The following is a 20,571-nucleotide window of genomic DNA, read 5'->3' as shown; positions in this document are numbered from 1 at the left end:
ACTATTCCTAATTAGAACATAGGAGAGTGGAAAGTGCAACGGAAAAATCCTTGATCACACGTATGAAAACTGAATTTTTCCTGAAGATCCCGCCGTCATTTTTCTATTTTGTCTTCATTGTTTGGACGTGTAAGCGAGATTATGCGGGAGCCAGGGAAGCGCTCTTGATGAACGTGAGAAGCAATGAGATAAGCATGTTGACGGTCGCCTTGAATCCACTCCGCCAACCGATCGCGACTTAGCCTATCAAGGGAATTGAACGGTTCATCCATCAAATACAATTCGACCGGGCGGGCTAAAGCAATCGCAATATGCAGTTTTTGTTTTGTTCCTAATGAATACTGATCCACCGGGAGCGGGAGCATCTCCTCCATTCCAAGCAGACTGCATAATTCGTTCGCTTTGCGGACGTACTGTTGATCCAGCTTCCATAAAAGCCGGAAACATTCGATATTTTCATAACCCGTCAATTTTGAAAACATGACAGTCTCGGATGTCACATAAGACAAATGAGCGCGCATGTCGGGAAGCTGAATCGGATTGCCTTTATAAAAGGCTTGATAATGCAGCTCTCCTTTATCGAGCAATCCCGAAATAATATGCAAAAGAGTCGTTTTCCCCACTCCATTGGGGCCGGTGAGAAGCACGGTCTCCCCTGAAAAAATGGAAAATGAGAATTGCTGAAAAATCGTGGCTCCCCCATCATAGCGATACGTCAAGTTTTGCAATGAAAATAACGGTTCCATCTATTTCTTCCCCTTTTCCTGCTTGGCTCTTCACCAAAAGTTGTACTTGATTTTTTCTGAACTCTATTTACGCTTGTAAGGGAAAATCAACAAATCAGTGATTTTTTCAAATCTTTGTGCAGGAAGCTGTATTGCTTGTCAAGTACATGTTGTGGTGAAGAGCCAAAACTTTTTTCAAAAACATTCTGTGTCTATCTCATCCTTCGCACTAAACGAGAATAAACCCCGCCGTAAAGCAGCACCAATACAATAAATCCTATTTTGATGGGCATGCTGGCCGCTTTTAGGCGAAAAGCAACTCCAATCAACACAACAAGCGGCAGGCTAATCAGAATAAAATACGGCCACGACCATTGTTTCACCCACTTCACTCCTGTCTGCGATGCGGTTTCTAGTAAATTCCTTGTTAATATCATCCATTTTAATCATACACCTTGACTCTAAAAAAAAAGAGAAATCGTTCGACAATTTTGTCTTTTTTACATATTTCGACATATTTCATGCTATTGAAATGAAACAGAGATGCTTTTAAGAGCTTGGTACAAGGTAAGCGTTGATCCAAGAAATTCTTTTTGAAATTTCCTTGCTTCACCGTATTGAATAATTTCGAAAAATACATTAAATTATATAGTAATCATCAAAACGTCACCGCACAATTGCATACGGACATTCTTATCAAGAGAGGGGGAGGGACTGGCCCGGTGAACCCTCAGCAACCTGGCCCGCGGCCAAGGTGCTAAATCCAGACAGGCGGAAGCCTGGAAGATAAGAAGAAGCGAATGAAAAGTCTTCTTCTTATAGAAGGCTTTTTTCTTTTACTACGGAGAAACGGGGGAATCGAACGTGGGATTGCTGGATGAGTTGAAAGAGCGCATTCTCATCGCCGACGGGGCGATGGGAACGCTTTTATATTCGCACGGCATTGACCGTTGTTTTGAAGAATTGAATCTATCCAATCCAGATGAAATCGTCCATATTCATGAAGCGTATATCGCCGCGGGCGCCGACGTCATTCAGACGAATACATACGGCGCCAACTATGTGAAACTCGCCCGCTACGGCCTTGAAGATGAGGTGCCGGCCATCAACCGCGCGGCGGTGCGGCTCGCCAGGCAAGCGGCGAACGGGCGGGCGTACGTGCTCGGGACGATCGGGGGGCTACGCACGTTAAACAAAAGCGTCGTCACGCTCGAAGAAGTGAAACGGACGTTTCGCGAGCAGCTGTTTGTGCTGCTGGCTGAAGGGGTTGATGGCGTGCTGTTCGAGACGTATTACGATTTGGAAGAGTTGGAGACGGTGCTTGCCATCGCCCGCAAAGAAACGGATTTGCCGATCATCGCCCATGTGTCGCTCCATGAAGTCGGCGTTTTGCAAGACGGCACGCCGCTCGCGGACGCCCTTGCCCGCCTAGAGGCGCTCGGGGCCGATGTCGTCGGACTGAACTGTCGTCTCGGTCCATATCATATGCTTCGGTCGCTCGAGGAAGTGCCGCTGCCGAAGCAGGCGTTTTTGTCGGCGTATCCGAACGCCAGCCTCCCGGATTACCGCGATGGCCGGCTTGTCTATGAGACGAACGCGGAATATTTTGAAGAGGCGGCCAAAGCGTTCCGCGATCAAGGGGTGCGCTTGATCGGCGGGTGCTGCGGCACGACGCCGAAACATATTGAGGCAATGGCAAAGGCGCTCGCCGACCGGACGCCGGTGACGGAAAAAACGGTGAAGCGGCGCACGGCATCTGTATCGGTGCAAGCGGATCGGCCCGCGCCGACTCCGCTTCCCGAGCTCGCCCGCACGCGCCGCTCGGTCATTGTCGAACTCGATCCGCCGAAGCAACTCGGCATTGACAAGTTTCTCGCTGGGGCGAAAGCGCTCCATGACGCTGGCATCGACGCGCTGACGTTAGCTGACAACTCACTTGCCACGCCGCGCATCAGCAACGCCGCCGTCGCCACGATCGTGAAAGAGCGGCTCGGCGTCCGCCCGCTCGTGCATATTACGTGCCGCGACCGCAACTTGATCGGCCTGCAGTCGCATTTGATGGGGTTGCATACGCTCGGCATCACCGATGTGCTCGCCATTACCGGCGACCCGTCGAAAATCGGCGATTTCCCGGGAGCGACGTCCGTGTATGATGTGTCGTCATTCGATCTCATCCGCCTAATCAGCCAATTCAACGAGGGATTATCGTACTCGGGCAAACCGCTCGGGCAAAAAACGAACTTCTCGATCGGTGCGGCCTTCAATCCGAACGTCCGCCATTTGGATAAAGCGGTCGAGCGAATGGAGAAAAAAATTCAATGCGGCGCCCACTATTTCTTGACCCAGCCGGTTTACTCGGAAGAAAAAATCGTGCAAATATACGAAACAACGAAACATCTCGCCACGCCGATCTACATCGGCATTATGCCGCTAGTAAGCGCGCGCAACGCCGAGTTTTTGCACCATGAAGTGCCGGGGATCACCCTGTCGGACGAGATTCGCGCCCGCATGGCCGCCTGCGGCAGCGACCCAGTAGAAGCGGCGCGCGAAGGAATTGCCATCGCCAAATCGCTCATTGACGCGGCGTTTGATTTGTTTAACGGCATTTATTTGATCACGCCGTTCTTGCGCTACGACATGACGGTCGAGCTCGTCCGCTACATTCACGAAAAAGAAGCGGCCGCCAAAGAAAGGAAGGTTGTTCATGGCTAACGTCACCTTAGAACAGCAGCTGCAGCGAAAAATTCTCGTCATTGACGGCGCGATGGGGACGATGATCCAAAGCGCCAACCTATCAACCGCCGATTTTGGCGGCGAGGCGTATGAAGGGTGCAACGAATATTTGACCCTCACCGCCCCGCATGTCATCCGCCGCATTCATGAAGCGTACCTAGAAGCCGGTGCTGATATCATTGAAACGAACACGTTCGGAGCGACACGCATCGTGCTTGACGAATATGGCCTCGGTCATTTGGCGCTTGAGCTGAACATCGAAGCGGCCAAACTCGCCAAACAAACGGCTGAGTCGTTCTCCACCCCGGACTGGCCGCGCTTTGTCGCCGGGTCGATGGGGCCGACGACGAAGACGTTGTCGGTGACAGGCGGCGCGACCTTTGAGGAACTCGTCGCCGCCTATGAAGAACAAGCGCGCGGGCTGCTGTTGGGCGGCGTCGATCTTCTGTTGCTGGAGACGTGCCAAGATACGTTGAACGTAAAAGCCGGATTTCTCGGCATTTCCAAGGCGTTTGAGGCGGTCGGCCGCCGCGTGCCGCTCATGATTTCCGGCACGATCGAGCCGATGGGCACGACGCTCGCCGGGCAGGCGATCGATGCGTTTTTCATCTCGGTGCGCCATATGAAGCCGATCGCCGTCGGCTTAAACTGCGCAACCGGTCCGGAGTTTATGACCGACCATTTGCGCACGCTCGCCTCGCTCGCTGACACGGCGGTCAGCTGCTACCCGAACGCCGGTCTGCCGGATGAGGAAGGCCGCTATCATGAAACGCCGGAGATGTTGGCAGAGAAAATCCGCCGCTTTGCCGAAAAGGGATGGATCAACATCGTCGGCGGGTGTTGCGGCACGACGCCGGATCATATCCGCGCCATTGCCGAAGCGGTGCGTGATCTCCCGCCGCGGGCGATTCCGTCTTCGTTTGATGTCCACGCCGTTTCCGGCATCGAGGCGCTCATCTATGATGAAACGATGCGTCCGCTCTTTGTCGGCGAGCGGACAAACGTGATCGGCTCGCGCAAATTCAAGCGCCTCATCGCCGAAGGGAAATACGAAGAAGCGGCGGAAATCGCCCGCGCCCAAGTGAAAAACGGCGCCCATGTCATCGACATTTGCCTCGCCGACCCAGACCGCGACGAACTCCATGACATGGAGCAGTTCGTCCGCGAAGTCGTGAAAAAAGTGAAAGTGCCGCTTGTCATCGATTCGACCGACGAGCGCGTCATTGAACGCGCCCTCACCTATTCGCAAGGAAAAGCGATCATTAACTCGATCAACTTGGAAGACGGCGAGGAGCGGTTTGCAAAAGTCGTGCCGCTGCTTCATCAATACGGCGCCGCCGTCGTCGTCGGCACGATCGATGAACAGGGAATGGCCGTCACCGCCGAACGGAAGCTGGAAATCGCCTTGCGTTCGTATGACTTGCTGGTGAACCGCTACGGCGTCCCCGAGCGCGACATCATTTTCGACCCGCTCGTCTTCCCGGTCGGCACCGGCGATGAGCAATACATCGGCGCGGCGAAAGAAACCATTGAGGGCATCCGCCTCATTAAAGAGCGGCTGCCTCATTGCTTGACGATGCTTGGCATCAGCAACGTCTCGTTCGGCTTGCCGCCGGCCGGGCGCGAGGTGCTCAACTCCGTCTTTTTGTACCATTGCACGCAAGCCGGGCTCGATTACGCCATCGTCAACACCGAGAAATTGGAGCGGTTCGCCTCGATTCCGGAAGAGGAAGTGCGAATGGCTGAGGCGCTTCTTTTTGACACAAACGACGAAACATTAAACGCCTTTATCGAATTTTACCGAAGCAAAATCACCGCCGCCAAACCGGCGCAGACGAACTTGAGCTTGGAAGAGCGGCTCGCCCGCTACGTTATTGAAGGGTCGAAAGACGGGCTCATTCCCGATTTGGAAAAGGCGCTTGAGACCTACTCCGATCCGCTGTCCATCATCAACGGTCCGCTCATGGCCGGCATGGATGAAGTCGGGCGGCTGTTCAACAACAACCAGCTTATCGTCGCTGAAGTATTGCAAAGCGCGGAAGTGATGAAAGCAGCGGTCGCCTTTTTAGAGCCGTATATGGAAAAGAAAGAAGGAAGCACAAAAGGAAAAGTCATTCTCGCCACCGTCAAAGGCGATGTGCATGACATCGGCAAAAACTTGGTCGACATCATTTTAAGCAACAACGGCTACGAGGTGATCGACCTCGGCATTAAAGTCGCTCCGCAGCAACTCATTGAAGCGGTGCGCGAACATCAGCCGGACATCATCGGGTTGTCGGGCTTGCTTGTGAAATCGGCTCAACAGATGGTCGTCACCGCCCAAGACTTGCGCCAAGCGGGCATCTCGACCCCGATTTTAGTCGGCGGCGCCGCCTTGACGCGCAAATTTACCGAAAACAAAATCGCGCCCGAATACGACGGCATCGTCTTGTACGCAAAAGACGCCATGGACGGGCTCGCCCTTGCCAACCAAATCCAGCAGGGCGAGATTGACTACAAGAAAAAAGAAACGGCCGAAAGCGAGCCAACGCGGCAAACGACGGTGGTCACAGCGGTCAAATCGAACGTCTCGACCGACGTTCCCGTCTACATCCCAGCCGATCTCGAGCGCCACGTGCTGCGAAATGTGCCGCTTGACCACATTTTGCCGTACGTCAACTGGCAAATGGTGCTCGGCCACCACCTCGGCTTGAAAGGAAAAGTGAAACGGTTGCTTGAAGAGAAAGACGAAAAAGCGTTGGCGTTAAAAGCGGTCATCGACGAACTCGTCCACGAAGCGAAAGAGCGCCGCTGGATTCAGCCTGCCGGCGTCTACCGCTTCTTCCCGGCGCAAAGCGACGGCAACCGGGTTTACATTTACGATCCGACTGACGGCAAAACAGTGCTCGAGATGTTCGACTTTCCGCGCCAGCCGCGGGCGCCGCATCTTTGCCTCGCCGATTATTTGAAATCGAAAGAAAGCGGCGAAATGGATTACGTCGGTTTGTTCGCCGTCACCGCCGGGCATGGCGTCCGCGAACTCGCCCAGCGCTGGAAGGAAGAAGGCGAATTTTTGAAAAGCCATGCCATCCAAGCGTTGGCGCTCGAGATTGCCGAAGGGTTCGCCGAACGAGTCCATCAAATTATGCGCGACCGCTGGGGCTTCCCGGACGACCCGGATTTCACGATGGAAGAGCGCTTCGCCGCCAAATACCAAGGCCAGCGCTACTCGTTCGGCTACCCGGCCTGTCCGAACTTGGAAGACCAGGAGAAACTGTTCCGTCTGCTTCATCCAGAAGACATCGGCATCCGTCTCACCGACGGCTATATGATGGAACCCGAAGCATCGGTTTCCGCGATCGTCTTCGCCCATCCGGAAGCGCGGTATTTCAATGTGTTATAAGCGGGGAACGAGAAACGAGCTGGACTATGTGAGCCAGCTCGTTTGCTTTTTACGCACCAACCCTTGGCCGCGGAGATGTTTCCCGTTTTTTAGCAAAAAAAGACGAGGAATTGGCGATCTAGGAAAATCGCGATGTTTGTTCAAGTGTCAACCATCATTGATTCAAATGATGGATTCAGGCATATAGCATTCCACGCCAAGCCGACGAAAATCTTTTTCGTTCCAGGTGATGATCCCTTGGATGGATGCAGTGTGCTGCGCCAGCGCCGAAAGATACGCGTCAGCAAAATCGACACTGCAACGGGCGTAATCGTCCAATGCCTTTCCAACAACTTCTTTGTCTATCGTCTTAATACAAGAAGCCTCCATGATTTGCTTCAGCTTACTTGCGATTTCTCCTTTCGTATACCCGTACCGTTTCGACTCGAGCACCCAGCAGCATTCCGCCACGACAAGAGGATGCAATAGAAACGCAAATTCACCGTTGACCGCCTTTTCAAATACCCGATAGGCAACCAAAGATTGTTTCTCATCGTCATTGGCTAAAAAACGAATGATGATGTTCGTGTCTAAAATATACACGTTTTATCCTCTTCTCCCTATCATCTACTCCACGTCTTTTTCCCTCTTGGACATCCGTTCCTCTTTCGCCTGTTTGCGAATATCCTCCCATGTCATCGGACGACTGTCCCCCCTAGGCGGCATGGTGCCGAACAAAGATAGCAACGCATCTTTCTTTTTCACCTTTAACGTCACCTCTTGATTTTCCCCATAAACAAACGCGACTTGGTCTCCCGGTTCTGCCCCAAGCACTTCTCTGATCTTCATTGGAATCGTCACTTGATGTTTCGAAGAAAGTGTGGAGTAATACGTATACGTTTCATGTGAGGATGGCTTCATCACAAATCCTCCTTCCCTCTTTGCTAATCATTTTATCTTTGCTTAATCAAAAAGTAAAGATTGTCTAATCCCCCAAGACTTCTATGGCAAGAAACGAAAAAACAGAAGAGAAAAACATGTTCCCCAAATTTCCAGATCTATTGAACAGCACGGTCCATCCCCTCTTCACACATAATTCCCCTCCTCCGTCCCATACTAACGATGACAATACATGCTAAGGAGGAACAAACATGGTCACAAAGCAACAAACGACGCTGCCCCCGCAGCACCAGACGCGCCAGCCCGGCCTGCAAACGGAGATGAACCCGCAGCCGGTCACCATCAAAGACACCTATAAAGGAAGCGGCAAGCTCGAAAACAGAGTCGCCATCATCAGCGGCGGCGACAGCGGCATCGGCCGGGCGGTCGCGGTCCATTTTGCCAAGGAAGGAGCCGATGTGGCGATCATCTATCTCAACGAACATGAAGACGCCGAAGAAACGAAACGGCTTGTCGAACAGGAAGGAAGACGGTGCCTGGCGATGGCGGGAGACATCGGGGATGAAGCGTTTTGCAAAGAAGCGGTGAAACAGACGATCGAAGCGTTCGGCAAGCTCGATATCGTCGTCAATAACGCCGCTGAACAGCACCCGCAGCCGAACTTTCTCAACATCACCGCCGCGCAGCTGGAAAAAACGTTTCGCACGAACGTATTCGGCTGCTTTTTCCTAACGAAAGCGGCGCTCCCGCACTTAAAGAACGGAAGCGCCATTATCAACACCGCTTCGGTCACCGCCTACGAAGGAAACGAACAGCTCATCGACTACTCGGCGACAAAAGGGGCGATCGTCGCCTTCACCCGCTCGCTCGCCAAAGCGCTCGTCGGCCAAGGCATTCGCGTCAATGGCGTCGCCCCAGGCCCGATTTGGACGCCGCTCATCCCGTCGACGTTCAAAAGCGAGCAAGTCGCCACATTCGGCGCCAACACCCCGATGAAACGTCCCGGCCAACCGTGCGAAGTCGCCCCGTGCTACGTCTTTTTGGCGAGCGACGAATCGTCGTACATGACCGGGCAAATGCTTCATGTAAATGGCGGCAAGTTCATCAGCGATTGACCGCAGCCACCGCTGTTGCCAATCATTTTTAACAAAATCGCGTTACCTTTTCTCACAAAAATATGGCGTGATTGTAAAAAAACGAGTACGATAAAGCTACGATGTTCCTCTACTTCTTTACAAGGTGCCCCTCTTCTCTCCGTCCACTCCGGAATGGGGTGGATTTTTTTTTTCACGTTAAAGGTTCACTAAAGGTAGATCGTTTATCATCATAACTGTAAGGCGGCCGCTTACAACCATAATCTCAAGGAGGTATCACCATGCTCAACAAAGTATTATCTATGAAGACAGCCAAAACGAAAGCCGTCGCGATCACGCTCGGCACAGCACTTGTCACCTCGTTAGGAGCGGTAACAGGCTTTGCTGCAAATTCAATGAACACTTTTCCTGTTTTGGTTTTCGTGATCGTACAAGCCTTGATGATATGGTGGGCAGGAATCTCCCGGTGTTGCTTGAACTTGATCCATTTCAGTTTGGGCAGCTTGATATAGCCATCTGAAAGCTTGATGTTGCCATTCACCATATTTGTGGTGTACGACTGTTTCGCCTTGCGGTTTTTGAACTTAGGAAATCTAGCGCGGCTAGAAAAGAAGTGTTGAAACGCTTTCTGCAAATTCAATTGGGCGTTTGCCAGCGCAAGGCTGTCCACTTCTTTTTAAGCAACGCGATTCATGATGTGATATTGTACATGGAAGCTGCCGTGACTGACAAACATATTCAGCTCACGTGTTCCATTGAACCTGACGTCATGATAAAAAGTGATCCAGAAAGAATCAAACAGGTGATCGCCATTTTATTTGAGAATGCCATCAAATATACAAATGAAAACGGGAAGATCGATCTATCTCTCATGAAATCAAAACGTCATATTGTATTTTCCATAAAAAACACCGGGAAAGGGATCGGGAAACAAGACTTGCCAAGTCAAATAAGCATCGACACTCCGATTATCCAAAGGGTTGCTTAATTTTCCCTTAATTTTTTCGTTTCTTCCTTCCAAGCTTGAACATACACTGTCCATTATGCTTTTGCATGATGATCCCAAAAGAAACCGTGATCATGCCCGAAAACGAAAAAACGCCCGCCAATACGACGGACGTCTCTTTGCCAACACCGCTTCTTTCTAACGCTGTGCACACGACCCCCGCTCCACAAGCCGGTGGGGAATGATGATGCGCTTGATCGGTTCATTCGGGTTGGTGATTTTCTCAATTAAACTTTTCGCCGCTTCATAGCCGAGCTGAAAAATGCCGATGTCAACCGACGTGAGCGGCGGACGCGACATTTCGGCGAGCAGCGTGTTGTTGAAGCTGACGATCGAAACATCTTCCGGGACGCCAAGCCCCATTTCATCAAGCGTTTTCAAGATGCCGAGCGCCATGAGATCATCAGCGACGACAAGCCCGGTCGGCGGCTCAGGCAACGAAAGAAGCTCCTTCATCGCCTCTTGGCCGCCTTCCTGCAAAAATTCTGCATGGACGACGTATTCCGGCCGGTACGGAAGCCCCGCCTCCTGCAAGGCCGCGGCGTAGCCGGTTTGGCGGTCGACGGTCACCAAATATTGCGGATTGCCGCCGACAAACGCGATGCGTTCGTGCCCGCGAGCGATCAACCAGTTTGCCGCATCTTTCCCCGCCTGGACGTTGTCGTTGTCGACATGGGTCACTTGTTCCGCTTTTTGGTGCGGTTTGCCGATGACGACGAACGGAAAGCCATGCTTTAACAAGTACTTCATGAGCTTATCGTTTTGCCGCGAGTAAAGCAAAATAACGCCGTCGACGCGCCGTCCTTGCAGCATCTCCACGACTCGCTCGTAAATGTCGTTCTCTTTCTCTCCGGTCGACATTTGCAAAGCATATCGCTTTTCATGGGCGGCTTTGCTGATGCCGCGGATGACTTCCGGGAAAAACGGGTTTTGCAGCGCTTGGTCGGCGGAGCTCGGCATGACGATGCCGATCACTTGCGTCATTTGGCTCGCGAGGCTGCGAGCAATAAAGTTCGGGTGATAGCCGAGCTCTTTCATCGCTTCGCGCACCCGCTGTTTCGTCTTCTCGCTGATGCGCGGGCTGTCGGCGATGACGCGCGAGACGGTTGACGGCGCAACGTTCGCTCGTTTCGCCACATCTTTAATCGTAACGGTCATAAGGTCCCTCCTTTCCCTCTATTCCGGCATCCGCTTCGCCCGTTTTTTCACCAAATACAAAAACAAAAGAAACAACACGTAAACCGATACGATGGCGGCGATAAACGGAACGTTGATCCCCGTTTTTTCCCGCAGCTTGTATACTTCCGCCGTTTCGCGATCGAGCACAAGGTCGTAGCCGTCATCATCGCCGCGGACGAGATCGTCCAATAAAAAGCCGCGCAGCTCTTTGTTTTTTGGCAACTGGTCGTTCGTTAGGTGAACGTGCTGCGTTTCGCCCGTGTTGTTGATGGCGATAACCGTTGTTTCATCTTCATATTGCCGTTTCCACACCGCCATGCCGTCTTTTTCATACAGGAGCGTAAAATCGCCGCGCCGCAAAGACGGCAGCTGTTGGCGGAGCGGGCCGATTTTTTTCAAGTAATCGATGATCTCCGGATCGGCGCGGAAATCCATCAAGCGGCGGTTGTCCGGGTCTTCGCCGCCGTTCATGGCGATTTCCGTTCCGTAATACATGATCGGGATGCCGGGGGCGGTGAACAAATACGTCATCGCCAGCTTGATGCGTGAAATCGGATTGTTGCGGTTGTCAATCGCGAGCTTCGTAAACCGCACGGTATCATGGTTGTCCAAAAACGACCCGAGCAAATACGGTCGGTCGTAAAACGTTTTGTTGTATTCCCAGACATCATACAGCGGGCGCAGTGACGCATCGCGCCTAGCAAGCGACTGCTTCACCGCGCCATACAGCGGGTAATCGACAAATCCGTCGATGCCGTATTTGCCGTATTCCGCAATATAGCGCGGATCGTCGCTCCACACTTCGCCAAGAAGGAAAAAGTCTTGTTTCACCGATTTGACTTCTTTCGCAAACTCCTGCCAAAACGATTTCGGCACGTGGCGCACTGTATCGAGCCGGTAGCCGTCAATGTCGGTCTCTTTAATCCACCATTTGGCAGCGTCAATTAAATACGTTTTGACCTCTAGATTTTCCTGCGCCAAATCAGGCAACCCATACACCCAGCCGTTTTCAAGCTGTGTTTGGTCGTTCCAGTCGAAAATCTCTTTTTTCGGGTGAAACCAATCTTTTTTCGTTGGGTCATGTAACCATGGGTGATTGTAACCGACATGGTTGGCGACAAAATCCAAAATGACTTTCATGTCGCGCTTGTGCGCTTCTTTGACGAGTGTTTTCAAATCGCCCAGCGTGCCAAAGTGCGGATCGACTTGATAAAAATCTTCAATCCAATAGCCATGATAACCGCCCGGCATGTTTTTAAAAATCGGCGTCAGCCAAATGGCGGTAAATCCCATCTCCTTGATGTAATCGAGTTTCGCCGTCACCCCTTTCAAGTCGCCGCCGAAATACCCTTTCGGATCGTTCACATTCACGTTCTGGTCGTTTGTCGGATCCATATTGTTAAACCGGTCGACCATAATGAAATAAATGGCTTCATCTTGCCACGTCCGTTCTTCTTTCTCCGCCGCCGCAGCCGGCATGGCATAAAAAAGAAGGAACGGAAGGACGAGCAGCATAAAGAGCCGGTTCCCCATTTCCATTCCTCCCTTCCCGATTCATTTGCTCATTCGGAAACGGGTAAGCCCACTATTTATGATAGCGGTTCTTACCCTTTTGTGCCACCGGCCGTTAAGCCGGAAATCAAATACCGTTGCAGGAACAAAAAGACGACGGCGATCGGCGCGGCAATCAAAATCGAGCCGGCGGCAAAGCGGGTGAAGTTGTTCGCAAACCGGTCGCTGATGAAGTTAAACAGCCCGACCGCCAATGTAAATTTATCCGGGTCGCGCAAGACGATCGACGGCAGCAAAAAGTCGGTGAACGGCGCCATAAAGTTGAACAACGCGACAACGGCCAAAATCGGCTTGGCCAAAGGCAGCATAATGCGGAAAAAGACGCCGAAATGCCCGGCGCCGTCGATGCGCGCCGCCTCATCCAGCTCGCGCGGAATCGTATCAAAGTAGCCTTTGACCAGCCAGGCGTTAAACGGAATTTGTCCGCCTACATAAATGAGAATGAGCCCCCACAGCGAATCGAGCAAATGGAGCATATTGAGCAAAATATAGATCGCGACCATCGCCATGAGCGACGGAAACATTTGCAACACTAAAAACAAATACAGCCCCGTTTTCCGCCCGACGAATTTGTAGCGCGAAAACGCATAGGCGATGAGCGCCGTAAACAAGACGGACAACGCCGCATTGGCCGCCGCGACAAACAAGCTGTTTTTATACCAAAGCAAATAGTCGCTCTCTGGGCTTGTAAACAGCCACTTGTAGTGTTCAAACGACCACTTCTCCGGGATGAGCGATGCCGAATACAGGCTCGTTCCTGGATTGAGCGACATGCTGATCGTCCAAAGGAGCGGATAGGCGATGACGACAAACATGAAGGCGATAAACAAATAAATAAGCGCTACTTCCACGCGCGATTTCCATTTGCGGTTCATCAAATGTTCCCCTCCTCTTTAAAGGAACGGGTGCGCCGGAACTGGTAAATGGCAAACCCGCTGACGATCAAGCCGATGATGAGCGAGATCGCCGCCGCCATATTGTAGTTGTTCGTCGTGAACGTCAAATCGTACACCCATGAAATGAGAATGTCCGTCCCCCCGGCGTTTTGTCCGCGCACGGCGGGTCCCCCGTCGTTGAACAAATAGATGATGTTAAAGTTGTTGAAGTTGCCGGCATATTGCATAATCAACAGCGGCGCCGTCGCATACAAGACGTGCGGCAGCGTGATCGATTTGAACTTTTGCCAGCGCGTCGCTCCGTCGATGTCGGCCGCTTCGTACCAGTCGCGGGAAATGCTTTGCAAAACGCCGGTAAACAACGCAAAGACGAACGGGAAGCCAAGCCACGTTTGAATCAAAATAAGCGCCACTTTCGTCCAAAACGGATCGGTCATCCACGGGATCGACACCCCAAACAAACTCAACACTTCGCGGTTGATGGCTCCGAATTTGTCGTTGAACATCGCCGCAAACACCAAAATCGTGACAAACGCTGGCACGGCCCACGGCAAAATCAACACCGTGCGGATGAACCGCTTGAACTTGATGCGCGGGTCGTTGACAAGGAGCGCCAAAAACAGGCCAAGGGCGATTTGCGCCGTTGTCGCCACCACGGTCCAAACGATCGTCCAGGCGAGAACGCTAAAAAACGTGCTTTTCCAAATCGGAATCGACACTAAGTTTTTGAAGTTTTCCAACCCAACCCAATTCAACAAATGGCGCGGCGGCGAGTGGTACAAGTTGTAGTCGGTAAACGCGAGCGACACCATAAACAACAGCGGCAGCACCACGATAAACAACAGCATCACAAGCCCGGGCGTCACAAAGATGTACGGAAACCCCCGATCCCACGCATGACGGCACGATTCGATCAGCGATGGGAACGGCTCGCCGCGTTGCCGGCGGCGGGCATCGTTGCGCGCATCAATGATGTTCGCAATATGCAGGGCGGCGGCAAAAGCGATGATGATGACCGAAACCAATCCTTGAATCAAGAGAAAAATCGAATGATCAAGCATCGGGATTTCGCCAAGCGTGACGAGTCCCCACAGCCCGATGTTCAAAAAGTTATAAAACGTCAGCAAAAACGAAGCCTCAATGATGATGAACAAGATGCCTTTGACATACCGGCGGTTGTACAATTGCCCAAGGCCGGCAAACAACAGCGACAGCGCCATCGCCACCGCCGGCCGATGGCGGACGTTTGCTTCCGGCATTCCAATCCCCCCTATCGTATGGATAAGAATGGTGGATAGGGCTGATCCTATCCACCACGATATCACGCGTTATTTTCCAGCGCCGCTGGCGGCGATTTTATCTTGAATCGTTTTGACCGCCTCACTCAGCACCGCTTTCGGGTTGTCGCCTTTCGCGATAAATTGCAAGGCATTGCCCATCGGCTCCCACACTTGCGACATTTCCGGCACGTTCGGCATCGGCTCGCCGTATTGGATTTGCTCCGCAAAGCCGGCGATCAGCGGGTCGTTCGTAATTTTCTCATTTGTCAACGCTTTTTCATTCGCCGGCATTTCACCTGCCACTTCATAGTAATGGAGCGAATTTTCTTCGTTCGTCACAAATTTCATGAAATCGACCGCCCATTCTTTGTTTTGTGAATAGGCTGATAACATCCATGTTTTCACGCCGACGAACGATTTCGGATGCTCGCCGTTGTCTAAGACCGGCAACGGTGCGGTCGCTAATTTGTCGCCCAACGCTTCTTTATACGACGCGATGTTCCATGGTCCGGTGATGGCAACCGCCACATTTCCTTTCGTAAACAGCCCGTTCATAATATCGCCGGTGATTTCTTTCGGAATGTAGCCGTTTTTAAACCACGATTGGACGAGCTCGGCTCCTTTGACGGCTCCATCATTCGCGAGCCCAATGTCGCTTATGTCGTATTTGCCGTTTTCATTTTTAAACACATAGCCGCCGTATCCGGCGAAGAACGGATAGACAAAATAGAAGTTGGCTGCTTCCATTAAAAAGCCATATTGGTCTTTCGCTGCATTCGTTTTTTCCTTGGCGATCTTCATCAAGTCTTCCATCGTTTTCGGCGCTTCTGAAACTAAGTTTTTATTGTAGAACACGCCGTACGTTTCGACGACCATCGGCACGCCGTACGTTTTCCCGTCATAGGTGACCGCGTTGATGGCTGTCGGACTGTACTCGCCTTTCGCATCGCCAAGGTCGACTGGATCGGCCAATCCTTGCAGCACAATGTCGCCGATGCGGTCATGCGGCTGGTAGAACACATCCGGCCCTTTGCCAGCCGGTCCGTCGAGCGCTAGTTTTTTCGTTTGATCGAGCATGTTGACCCCAACCATCTCGATTTTGATTCCGGTTTTTTCTGTGTACTTTTGAAAAATATCCTTTAACGCTTGTTTTTGTTTTTCATCATCGTTCACCCACACGACGAGTTTCTCTGGCTTTTTGTCCTGTTCTGCCGTCTTTTGGTCGTTTCCTTTCGGCTGCTGGACATCGCGCTTGGGACCGCAGGCACCCAGCACGCCAATCAACAACACGGCCATGAGAAAGAAAGATAACGCTTTTCTCATAATCCCCCTCCTGTCATCATGACGGAATCTTAGCGGTACAATCATAAGGAAAACGTTTGCGCAAATAAGTTTTAATCCTTTCTATGAAAACGATTGCACCACTCATCTCCATTATAACGCTTATTTTTCATTTTACAAGCCTTTTTTCTATAAAATTTGACTTTTCTTTTCTCTTAACGTACTTTTTATTATAGCTGAGCATTAATGCAAACGGTTGCTTCAGATAACAAAGGAGGAAAAAGAAAATGAGGAAAGAAGCCATCCACCACCGCTCAACCGACCATTTCGCTTATGCTTATGACAGCGAGACGCTCCATCTCCGGCTTCAAACAAAGAAACATGATGTCGACCACGTCGAGCTGCTTTTTGGCGACCCGTACGAATGGCACGATGGCGCCTGGCAGTTTCAAACGATGCCGATGCGGAAAACGGGAAGCGACGGGTTGTTTGACTATTGGCTCGCCGAAGTCAAACCGCCATATCGACGGCTGCGCTATGGGTTTGTGCTTCGAGCTGGGGGCGAACAACTGGTCTATACGGAAAAAGGATTTTACCATGAAGCTCCGAGCGACGACACCGCTTACTACTTTTGCTTCCCCTTTCTTCATCGGGTCGACCTATTCCAAGCGCCGGACTGGGTAAAAGACACCGTATGGTATCAAATTTTCCCCGAGCGGTTCGCCAACGGCAACCCGGCCATCAGTCCGAAAGGGGCGCGGCCGTGGGGAAGCGAGGACCCGACGCCGACGAGCTTTTTCGGCGGCGACTTGCAAGGAATCATCGATCACCTTGACTATTTGGCTGATCTCGGCATCACCGGCATTTACTTGACGCCGATTTTCCGCGCGCCGTCGAATCATAAATACGACACCGCTGATTATTTTGAAATCGACCCGCACTTTGGGGACAAAGAGACGTTGAAAACACTTGTCAAGCGCTGCCATGAAAAAGGGATCCGCGTCATGCTCGATGCAGTCTTCAATCATTGCGGCTATGAGTTTGCCCCGTTTCAAGATGTGTTAAAAAACGGTGCAGCGTCTAGGTATAAAGATTGGTTCCATATTCGCGAGTTTCCGCTCCAAACGGAGCCGCGCCCGAATTACGACACATTTGCGTTCGTGCCGCAAATGCCCAAACTCAATACCGCCCATCCGGAAGTGAAGCGCTACTTGCTTGATGTCGCGACGTACTGGATTCGCGAGTTTGATATTGACGGCTGGCGGCTCGATGTGGCAAACGAAATCGATCACCAATTTTGGCGCGAATTCCGTCAGGCGGTGAAGGCGCTAAAGCCCGATGTGTACATTCTCGGCGAGATTTGGCATGACGCCATGCCGTGGCTGCGCGGCGACCAATTTGACGCCGTCATGAACTACCCGTTCACGGACGGAGCGCTTCGCTTTTTCGCGAAAGAGGAAATCAGCGCCCGCCAGTTTGCCGATATCATGGTCCGGTTGCTTCATTCGTATCCGAAACATGTGAACGAAGCGGCGTTTAACTTGCTTGGCAGCCATGATACACCAAGGCTGCTTACGGTTTGCGGCGGCGACGTCCGCAAAGCGAAGTTGTTGTTTTTGTTCCAGCTCACGTTCACTGGTTCGCCGTGTATTTACTATGGCGATGAGATCGGAATGACGGGGGGAAACGATCCGGAATGCCGGAAATGTATGGTGTGGGATCCAGAGAAGCAAAACAAAGAACTGTATGAACATGTCAAGCAACTGATCGCTCTTCGCAAGCAATATCGGGCGCTTCGACGCGGCGATGTCGCTTTTCTCGCCGCCGATGATGAAGCGAACCATCTTGTTTATGAAAAAACGGATGGCAATGAAACGGTCATGATCATCATCAACCGGAGCAACGAAGCAGCAGAAATTCCCATGCCGATCGATGCGCGTGGAAAATGGCTGGTCAACCTTCTGACAGGGGAGCGATTCGCTGCAGAGGCGGAAACACTTTGCGTGTCCTTGCCGCCGTACGGGTTTGTGCTTTACGCGGTCGAAAGCTGGTAAGGCGACTGAGCGGGCGGTTACGGACAAACATATCGGTTGCCGGTGCAGAGGACAAGCTGCACCGGTTTGATCTTTTGCTGACCGTCCCCATCTATACCACCGGCATAGAAGAAGGTCAATTACGCCGCGCCATGCGCCGATATTCGGTCGGCGTGATTCCTTCCACCTTTTTAAACAGGCGCGAAAAGTAGGCGCCATCGTCAATGCCAACCCGCTTGGCGATCGCCTCAATCGTCTCGTTCGTCTCCGCCAACCATTGCTTTGCCTTTGACAACCGATAATGCGCCAAGTAGCGGCTAAATCCCATGCCCATCGTTTTTTGCATGCAGCGGGTGATGTAGTCCGGGTGGAATCGGAGCTCCTGCGCGAGCATGTCCAGTGTAATCGGCTCGCTGAAATGTTTCTCGATATACGCAACCACCGCGGCGCTGATCTGTTCAGACGCACTCGGGACGGAAAGCTCTTGTTTTTGCAAGTGCCAAAGGAATTCGATGAACAACAGCAGCTGCCGGAGTGGCTGATCGATATCCCGCCGAATGTTTTGTTCCACGATTTGACTTAGCAGCTGTTCCACCCGCTCGCGCTGCTTGACTTCGCCATATTGACGGATGGAGAGCCGGTATTGGATCGGCTCGGTGTATGTCGCCTCCTTTTCGATCACGATCTGCCGGCTGACACCGCAATCGGAAACGACCGCAAAGTCTGGCAGCAAAAAATGAAGCCAAACCAGCTCCGTCCGTTCTTCGCATGGGCGGTGTCCGTAATGTTCCCTTCCCGGAATCAACAACAAATAGTGTCCACTGCCAACCGCAAACTCGCGCCCGTTTTCTGTCATATACAAACAGCCTCGTTTCACGTAAAGCAAATCAAAGACGGAAAATGTGCGGCGGAAATGCTTCTTTCCTTCCAGAAATACACTTTCCGCCCCTTTGATGAACACCGGCAGCGGCGGCATGGAAAATGTGACCGTATCCATCGGCCTCTCCCCTCTTTTGTCGGAAATGTGCAAGCAAAATCGCTTCTTTCTCTTTCCATTATGCAACAAACTAGCTAAACTGAATATATCGTTCAAGTCGGAATAAGAAAAAGGAGTTGTCTCAACATGCGCCATGAGGCCAAAACGCGGTCACTGTTTTCCTTGACGTGGCCAATTTTTATTGAAACGCTGCTCTATATGGTGATGGGCAACGCCGATACACTGATGCTCAGCCAGTATTCAGATCACGCGGTTGCTGCCGTCGGGGTGGCGAACCAAATCATCACTTTAACGATCGTGCTGTTCAACTTCGTCGCTTTAGCGACAGCAGTGCTTGTTGCTCAATATTTAGGCGCCCGCCGAGAGCAAGAAGCCGTTGACGTATCGCTTGTATCCCTCGTGGCCAATTTGTTGTTCGGATTGTTGTTAAGCGCCATTCTCGCCGCATTCAGCGAGCCGATTTTGCGAATGATGGATTTGCCCGCCGAGCTGCTCGATGAAGGAACCCATTATTTGGCGATTGTCGGTGGATTTTTGTTCATCCAAGCGCTGATGATGACGGTCGGCGCCATTTTGAAAAGCTATGGCTTCACCCGTGACACGATGTATGTGGCGGTTGGCATGAACGTTTTGCACGTCATCAGCAACGCGGTCCTCATTTTTGGCTTGTTTGGCCTGCCCGCCCTCGGCATCCAAGGGGCTGCTATATCGACCGCCGCCAGCCGTGGCATGGCCTTTCTCGCACTTCTTGCTTTGTTGCGCAAACGAACAAACATTCCGCTCGCACCAAGGGCGTTTCGCCGCCTTCCGTTTCACTATTTGCGCTCACTGCTGAAAATCGGTGTTCCGGCAGCCGGGGAACATCTTTCGTACAATACGGCGCAAATGGTCATTACGTATTTCATTACATGGCTTGGCGCTGAGGCATTGACCGTCCGTGTATACACGCAAAACATTATGATGTTTGTGTTTTTATTCGGCATCGCCGTCAGCCAAGGAACGCAAATTCTCGTCGGCCACTTCGTCGGGGCCGGGCGATACGAGGAAGCCTACGCCCGCTGCTTGAAAAGTTTGTACAGCGCCATCGCCATCTCAGTGTTGCTGGCCGCAGCCGCCTATTGGTTTGCCGAGCCGTTGCTGTCGCTCTTTACCGATGACCGCTCAATGATTGTTCTTGGCCGCAAACTGTTGCTGTTAACGATTATCCTTGAACCGGGGCGCTCATTTAATTTAGTGATTATCAGCTCGCTTCGTGCCGCTGGCGATGTGCAATTCCCTGTCTATATGGGCATTTTGTCGATGTGGGGCGTCGGCGTGACCATTGCTTACGTATTTGGCATCGCCCTCGGATTTGGCCTCGTCGGCATTTGGCTGTCGTTCATCGCCGACGAATGGCTGCGCGGACTGTTGATGCTTTGGCGCTGGCGGTCGCGCGTCTGGATGAAAAAAACGATGGTGCCACAAGCAAAAATGGCGTAGCGCCGCCAAATCGAATAAGAGCTGCGCGTAGGCGC

General features: G+C 52.0%; 16 protein-coding genes, 1 pseudogene and 1 riboswitch. Of the genes and pseudogenes, 6 read left to right on the top strand and 11 right to left on the bottom strand.

The features are described 5' to 3' along the window. Positions 1-95 precede the first annotated feature (95 nt). A complete protein-coding gene (locus GZ1_RS03265) occupies positions 96-746 on the bottom strand; it encodes an ABC transporter ATP-binding protein (RefSeq protein ID WP_011230225.1) in 651 nt (216 codons plus the stop codon). A 191-nt stretch (positions 747-937) separates the two neighbouring features. Then, positions 938-1,108 carry a hypothetical protein gene (locus GZ1_RS19165; RefSeq protein ID WP_015374078.1) on the bottom strand — a complete coding sequence of 57 codons (171 nt, stop codon included), beginning with the start codon at positions 1,106-1,108 and terminating at the stop codon, positions 938-940. Positions 1,109-1,415: 307 nt separating this feature from the next. Continuing rightward, a riboswitch (SAM riboswitch) is annotated at positions 1,416-1,518 on the top strand. A 71-nt stretch (positions 1,519-1,589) separates the two neighbouring features. On the opposite strand from GZ1_RS19165, the gene GZ1_RS03260 reads away from it, so the two are divergent. Together GZ1_RS03260 and metH are read left to right on the top strand one after the other, a co-directional pair. Continuing rightward, positions 1,590-3,437 carry a bifunctional homocysteine S-methyltransferase/methylenetetrahydrofolate reductase gene (locus tag GZ1_RS03260; protein WP_060787855.1) on the top strand — a complete coding sequence of 616 codons (1,848 nt, stop codon included), beginning with the start codon at positions 1,590-1,592 and terminating at the stop codon, positions 3,435-3,437. Then, entirely contained in the window at positions 3,430-6,840 is a 3,411-nt protein-coding gene (metH, locus tag GZ1_RS03255) for a methionine synthase (RefSeq protein WP_060787854.1), read from the top strand. Before GZ1_RS03260 ends, metH begins: the two co-directional genes overlap by 8 nt. Before the next feature lie 162 nt (positions 6,841-7,002). Here the strand turns inward: metH and GZ1_RS03250 are convergent, their stop codons facing one another. After that, on the bottom strand, positions 7,003-7,422 hold the full coding sequence (locus GZ1_RS03250; RefSeq protein WP_060787853.1) for a type II toxin-antitoxin system VapC family toxin: 420 nt from the start codon (positions 7,420-7,422) through the stop codon (positions 7,003-7,005). A gap of 24 nt (positions 7,423-7,446) precedes the next feature. Beyond that, complete coding sequence (locus GZ1_RS03245) at positions 7,447-7,740, bottom strand: AbrB/MazE/SpoVT family DNA-binding domain-containing protein (RefSeq protein ID WP_033005228.1); 294 nt, start codon at positions 7,738-7,740, stop codon at positions 7,447-7,449. Positions 7,741-7,970: 230 nt separating this feature from the next. Here GZ1_RS03245 and GZ1_RS03240 point away from each other — a divergent pair, with 230 nt between their 5' ends. Beyond that, complete coding sequence (locus tag GZ1_RS03240; RefSeq protein WP_015374074.1) at positions 7,971-8,834, top strand: SDR family oxidoreductase; 864 nt, start codon at positions 7,971-7,973, stop codon at positions 8,832-8,834. Between the two features lie 373 nt (positions 8,835-9,207). On the opposite strand, the pseudogene GZ1_RS03235 reads toward GZ1_RS03240, so the two are convergent. Then, positions 9,208-9,489: pseudogene (locus GZ1_RS03235) on the bottom strand (RNA-guided endonuclease TnpB family protein); the annotation flags it as partial. Between the two features lie 33 nt (positions 9,490-9,522). Here GZ1_RS03235 and GZ1_RS03230 point away from each other — a divergent pair. Further along, on the top strand, positions 9,523-9,801 hold the full coding sequence (locus GZ1_RS03230; RefSeq protein ID WP_033011693.1) for an ATP-binding protein: 279 nt from the start codon (positions 9,523-9,525) through the stop codon (positions 9,799-9,801). 156 nt (positions 9,802-9,957) lie between these two features. On the opposite strand, the gene GZ1_RS03225 is transcribed toward GZ1_RS03230, so the two are convergent. The 5 genes from GZ1_RS03225 to GZ1_RS03205 all read right to left on the bottom strand — a co-directional run bounded on the left by GZ1_RS03225 (position 9,958) and on the right by GZ1_RS03205 (position 16,069). Next, positions 9,958-10,977 (bottom strand): LacI family DNA-binding transcriptional regulator, encoded by a 1,020-nt coding sequence (locus GZ1_RS03225; RefSeq protein ID WP_013146183.1) that lies wholly within the window; start codon positions 10,975-10,977, stop codon positions 9,958-9,960. 18 nt (positions 10,978-10,995) lie between these two features. Next, the gene (locus GZ1_RS03220) at positions 10,996-12,531 is read right to left on the bottom strand and encodes an alpha-amylase family glycosyl hydrolase (protein ID WP_060787852.1); all 1,536 of its coding nucleotides are present in this window, start codon (positions 12,529-12,531) and stop codon (positions 10,996-10,998) included. A 71-nt stretch (positions 12,532-12,602) separates the two neighbouring features. Then, positions 12,603-13,445, bottom strand: a complete 843-nt coding sequence (locus GZ1_RS03215; RefSeq protein WP_033005605.1) for a sugar ABC transporter permease — start codon at positions 13,443-13,445, stop codon at positions 12,603-12,605. After that, positions 13,445-14,725 carry a carbohydrate ABC transporter permease gene (locus GZ1_RS03210; protein ID WP_033005602.1) on the bottom strand — a complete coding sequence of 427 codons (1,281 nt, stop codon included), beginning with the start codon at positions 14,723-14,725 and terminating at the stop codon, positions 13,445-13,447. The genes GZ1_RS03215 and GZ1_RS03210 overlap by 1 nt, the downstream gene beginning before the upstream one ends. Before the next feature lie 69 nt (positions 14,726-14,794). Further along, positions 14,795-16,069: a sugar ABC transporter substrate-binding protein gene (locus GZ1_RS03205; RefSeq protein WP_015374068.1), complete on the bottom strand. Its 1,275-nt coding sequence runs from the start codon at positions 16,067-16,069 to the stop codon at positions 14,795-14,797. Positions 16,070-16,314: 245 nt separating this feature from the next. Here GZ1_RS03205 and GZ1_RS03200 point away from each other — a divergent pair, with 245 nt between their 5' ends. Next, positions 16,315-18,081 carry a cyclomaltodextrinase gene (locus GZ1_RS03200; protein WP_015374067.1) on the top strand — a complete coding sequence of 589 codons (1,767 nt, stop codon included), beginning with the start codon at positions 16,315-16,317 and terminating at the stop codon, positions 18,079-18,081. Between the two features lie 115 nt (positions 18,082-18,196). Here GZ1_RS03200 and GZ1_RS03195 read toward each other — a convergent pair whose 3' ends face one another. Continuing rightward, complete coding sequence (locus GZ1_RS03195) at positions 18,197-19,057, bottom strand: helix-turn-helix transcriptional regulator (protein ID WP_015374066.1); 861 nt, start codon at positions 19,055-19,057, stop codon at positions 18,197-18,199. Between the two features lie 126 nt (positions 19,058-19,183). Between GZ1_RS03195 and GZ1_RS03190 the strand changes: the two genes are divergently transcribed. After that, a complete protein-coding gene (locus tag GZ1_RS03190) occupies positions 19,184-20,536 on the top strand; it encodes an MATE family efflux transporter (RefSeq protein WP_060787851.1) in 1,353 nt (450 codons plus the stop codon). Positions 20,537-20,571: the final 35 nt, after the last annotated feature.

Source organism: Geobacillus zalihae NBRC 101842, from assembly GCF_001544135.1.
Lineage (GTDB): Bacteria > Bacillota > Bacilli > Bacillales > Anoxybacillaceae > Geobacillus > Geobacillus zalihae.
The sequence above is the reverse complement of the archived record's forward strand: the minus strand, read 5'-3'. Positions and strand labels throughout refer to the sequence as shown.

Excerpts from the sequence above, each read along its gene's own strand:
- GZ1_RS03225 (WP_013146183.1), bottom strand. The coding sequence starts at position 10,977 with ATGACCGTTACGATTAAAGATGTGGCGAAACGAGCGAACGTTGCGCCG.
- GZ1_RS03210 (WP_033005602.1), bottom strand. The coding sequence starts at position 14,725 with ATGCCGGAAGCAAACGTCCGCCATCGGCCGGCGGTGGCGATGGCGCTG.
- GZ1_RS03190 (WP_060787851.1), top strand. The coding sequence starts at position 19,184 with ATGCGCCATGAGGCCAAAACGCGGTCACTGTTTTCCTTGACGTGGCCA.
- GZ1_RS03215 (WP_033005605.1), bottom strand. The coding sequence starts at position 13,445 with ATGAACCGCAAATGGAAATCGCGCGTGGAAGTAGCGCTTATTTATTTG.
- metH (WP_060787854.1), top strand. The coding sequence starts at position 3,430 with ATGGCTAACGTCACCTTAGAACAGCAGCTGCAGCGAAAAATTCTCGTC.
- GZ1_RS03240 (WP_015374074.1), top strand. The coding sequence starts at position 7,971 with ATGGTCACAAAGCAACAAACGACGCTGCCCCCGCAGCACCAGACGCGC.
- GZ1_RS03200 (WP_015374067.1), top strand. The coding sequence starts at position 16,315 with ATGAGGAAAGAAGCCATCCACCACCGCTCAACCGACCATTTCGCTTAT.
- GZ1_RS03220 (WP_060787852.1), bottom strand. The coding sequence starts at position 12,531 with ATGGGGAACCGGCTCTTTATGCTGCTCGTCCTTCCGTTCCTTCTTTTT.
- GZ1_RS03205 (WP_015374068.1), bottom strand. The coding sequence starts at position 16,069 with ATGAGAAAAGCGTTATCTTTCTTTCTCATGGCCGTGTTGTTGATTGGC.
- GZ1_RS03265 (WP_011230225.1), bottom strand. The coding sequence starts at position 746 with ATGGAACCGTTATTTTCATTGCAAAACTTGACGTATCGCTATGATGGG.
- GZ1_RS03195 (WP_015374066.1), bottom strand. The coding sequence starts at position 19,057 with ATGGATACGGTCACATTTTCCATGCCGCCGCTGCCGGTGTTCATCAAA.
- GZ1_RS03245 (WP_033005228.1), bottom strand. The coding sequence starts at position 7,740 with ATGAAGCCATCCTCACATGAAACGTATACGTATTACTCCACACTTTCT.
- GZ1_RS03230 (WP_033011693.1), top strand. The coding sequence starts at position 9,523 with ATGGAAGCTGCCGTGACTGACAAACATATTCAGCTCACGTGTTCCATT.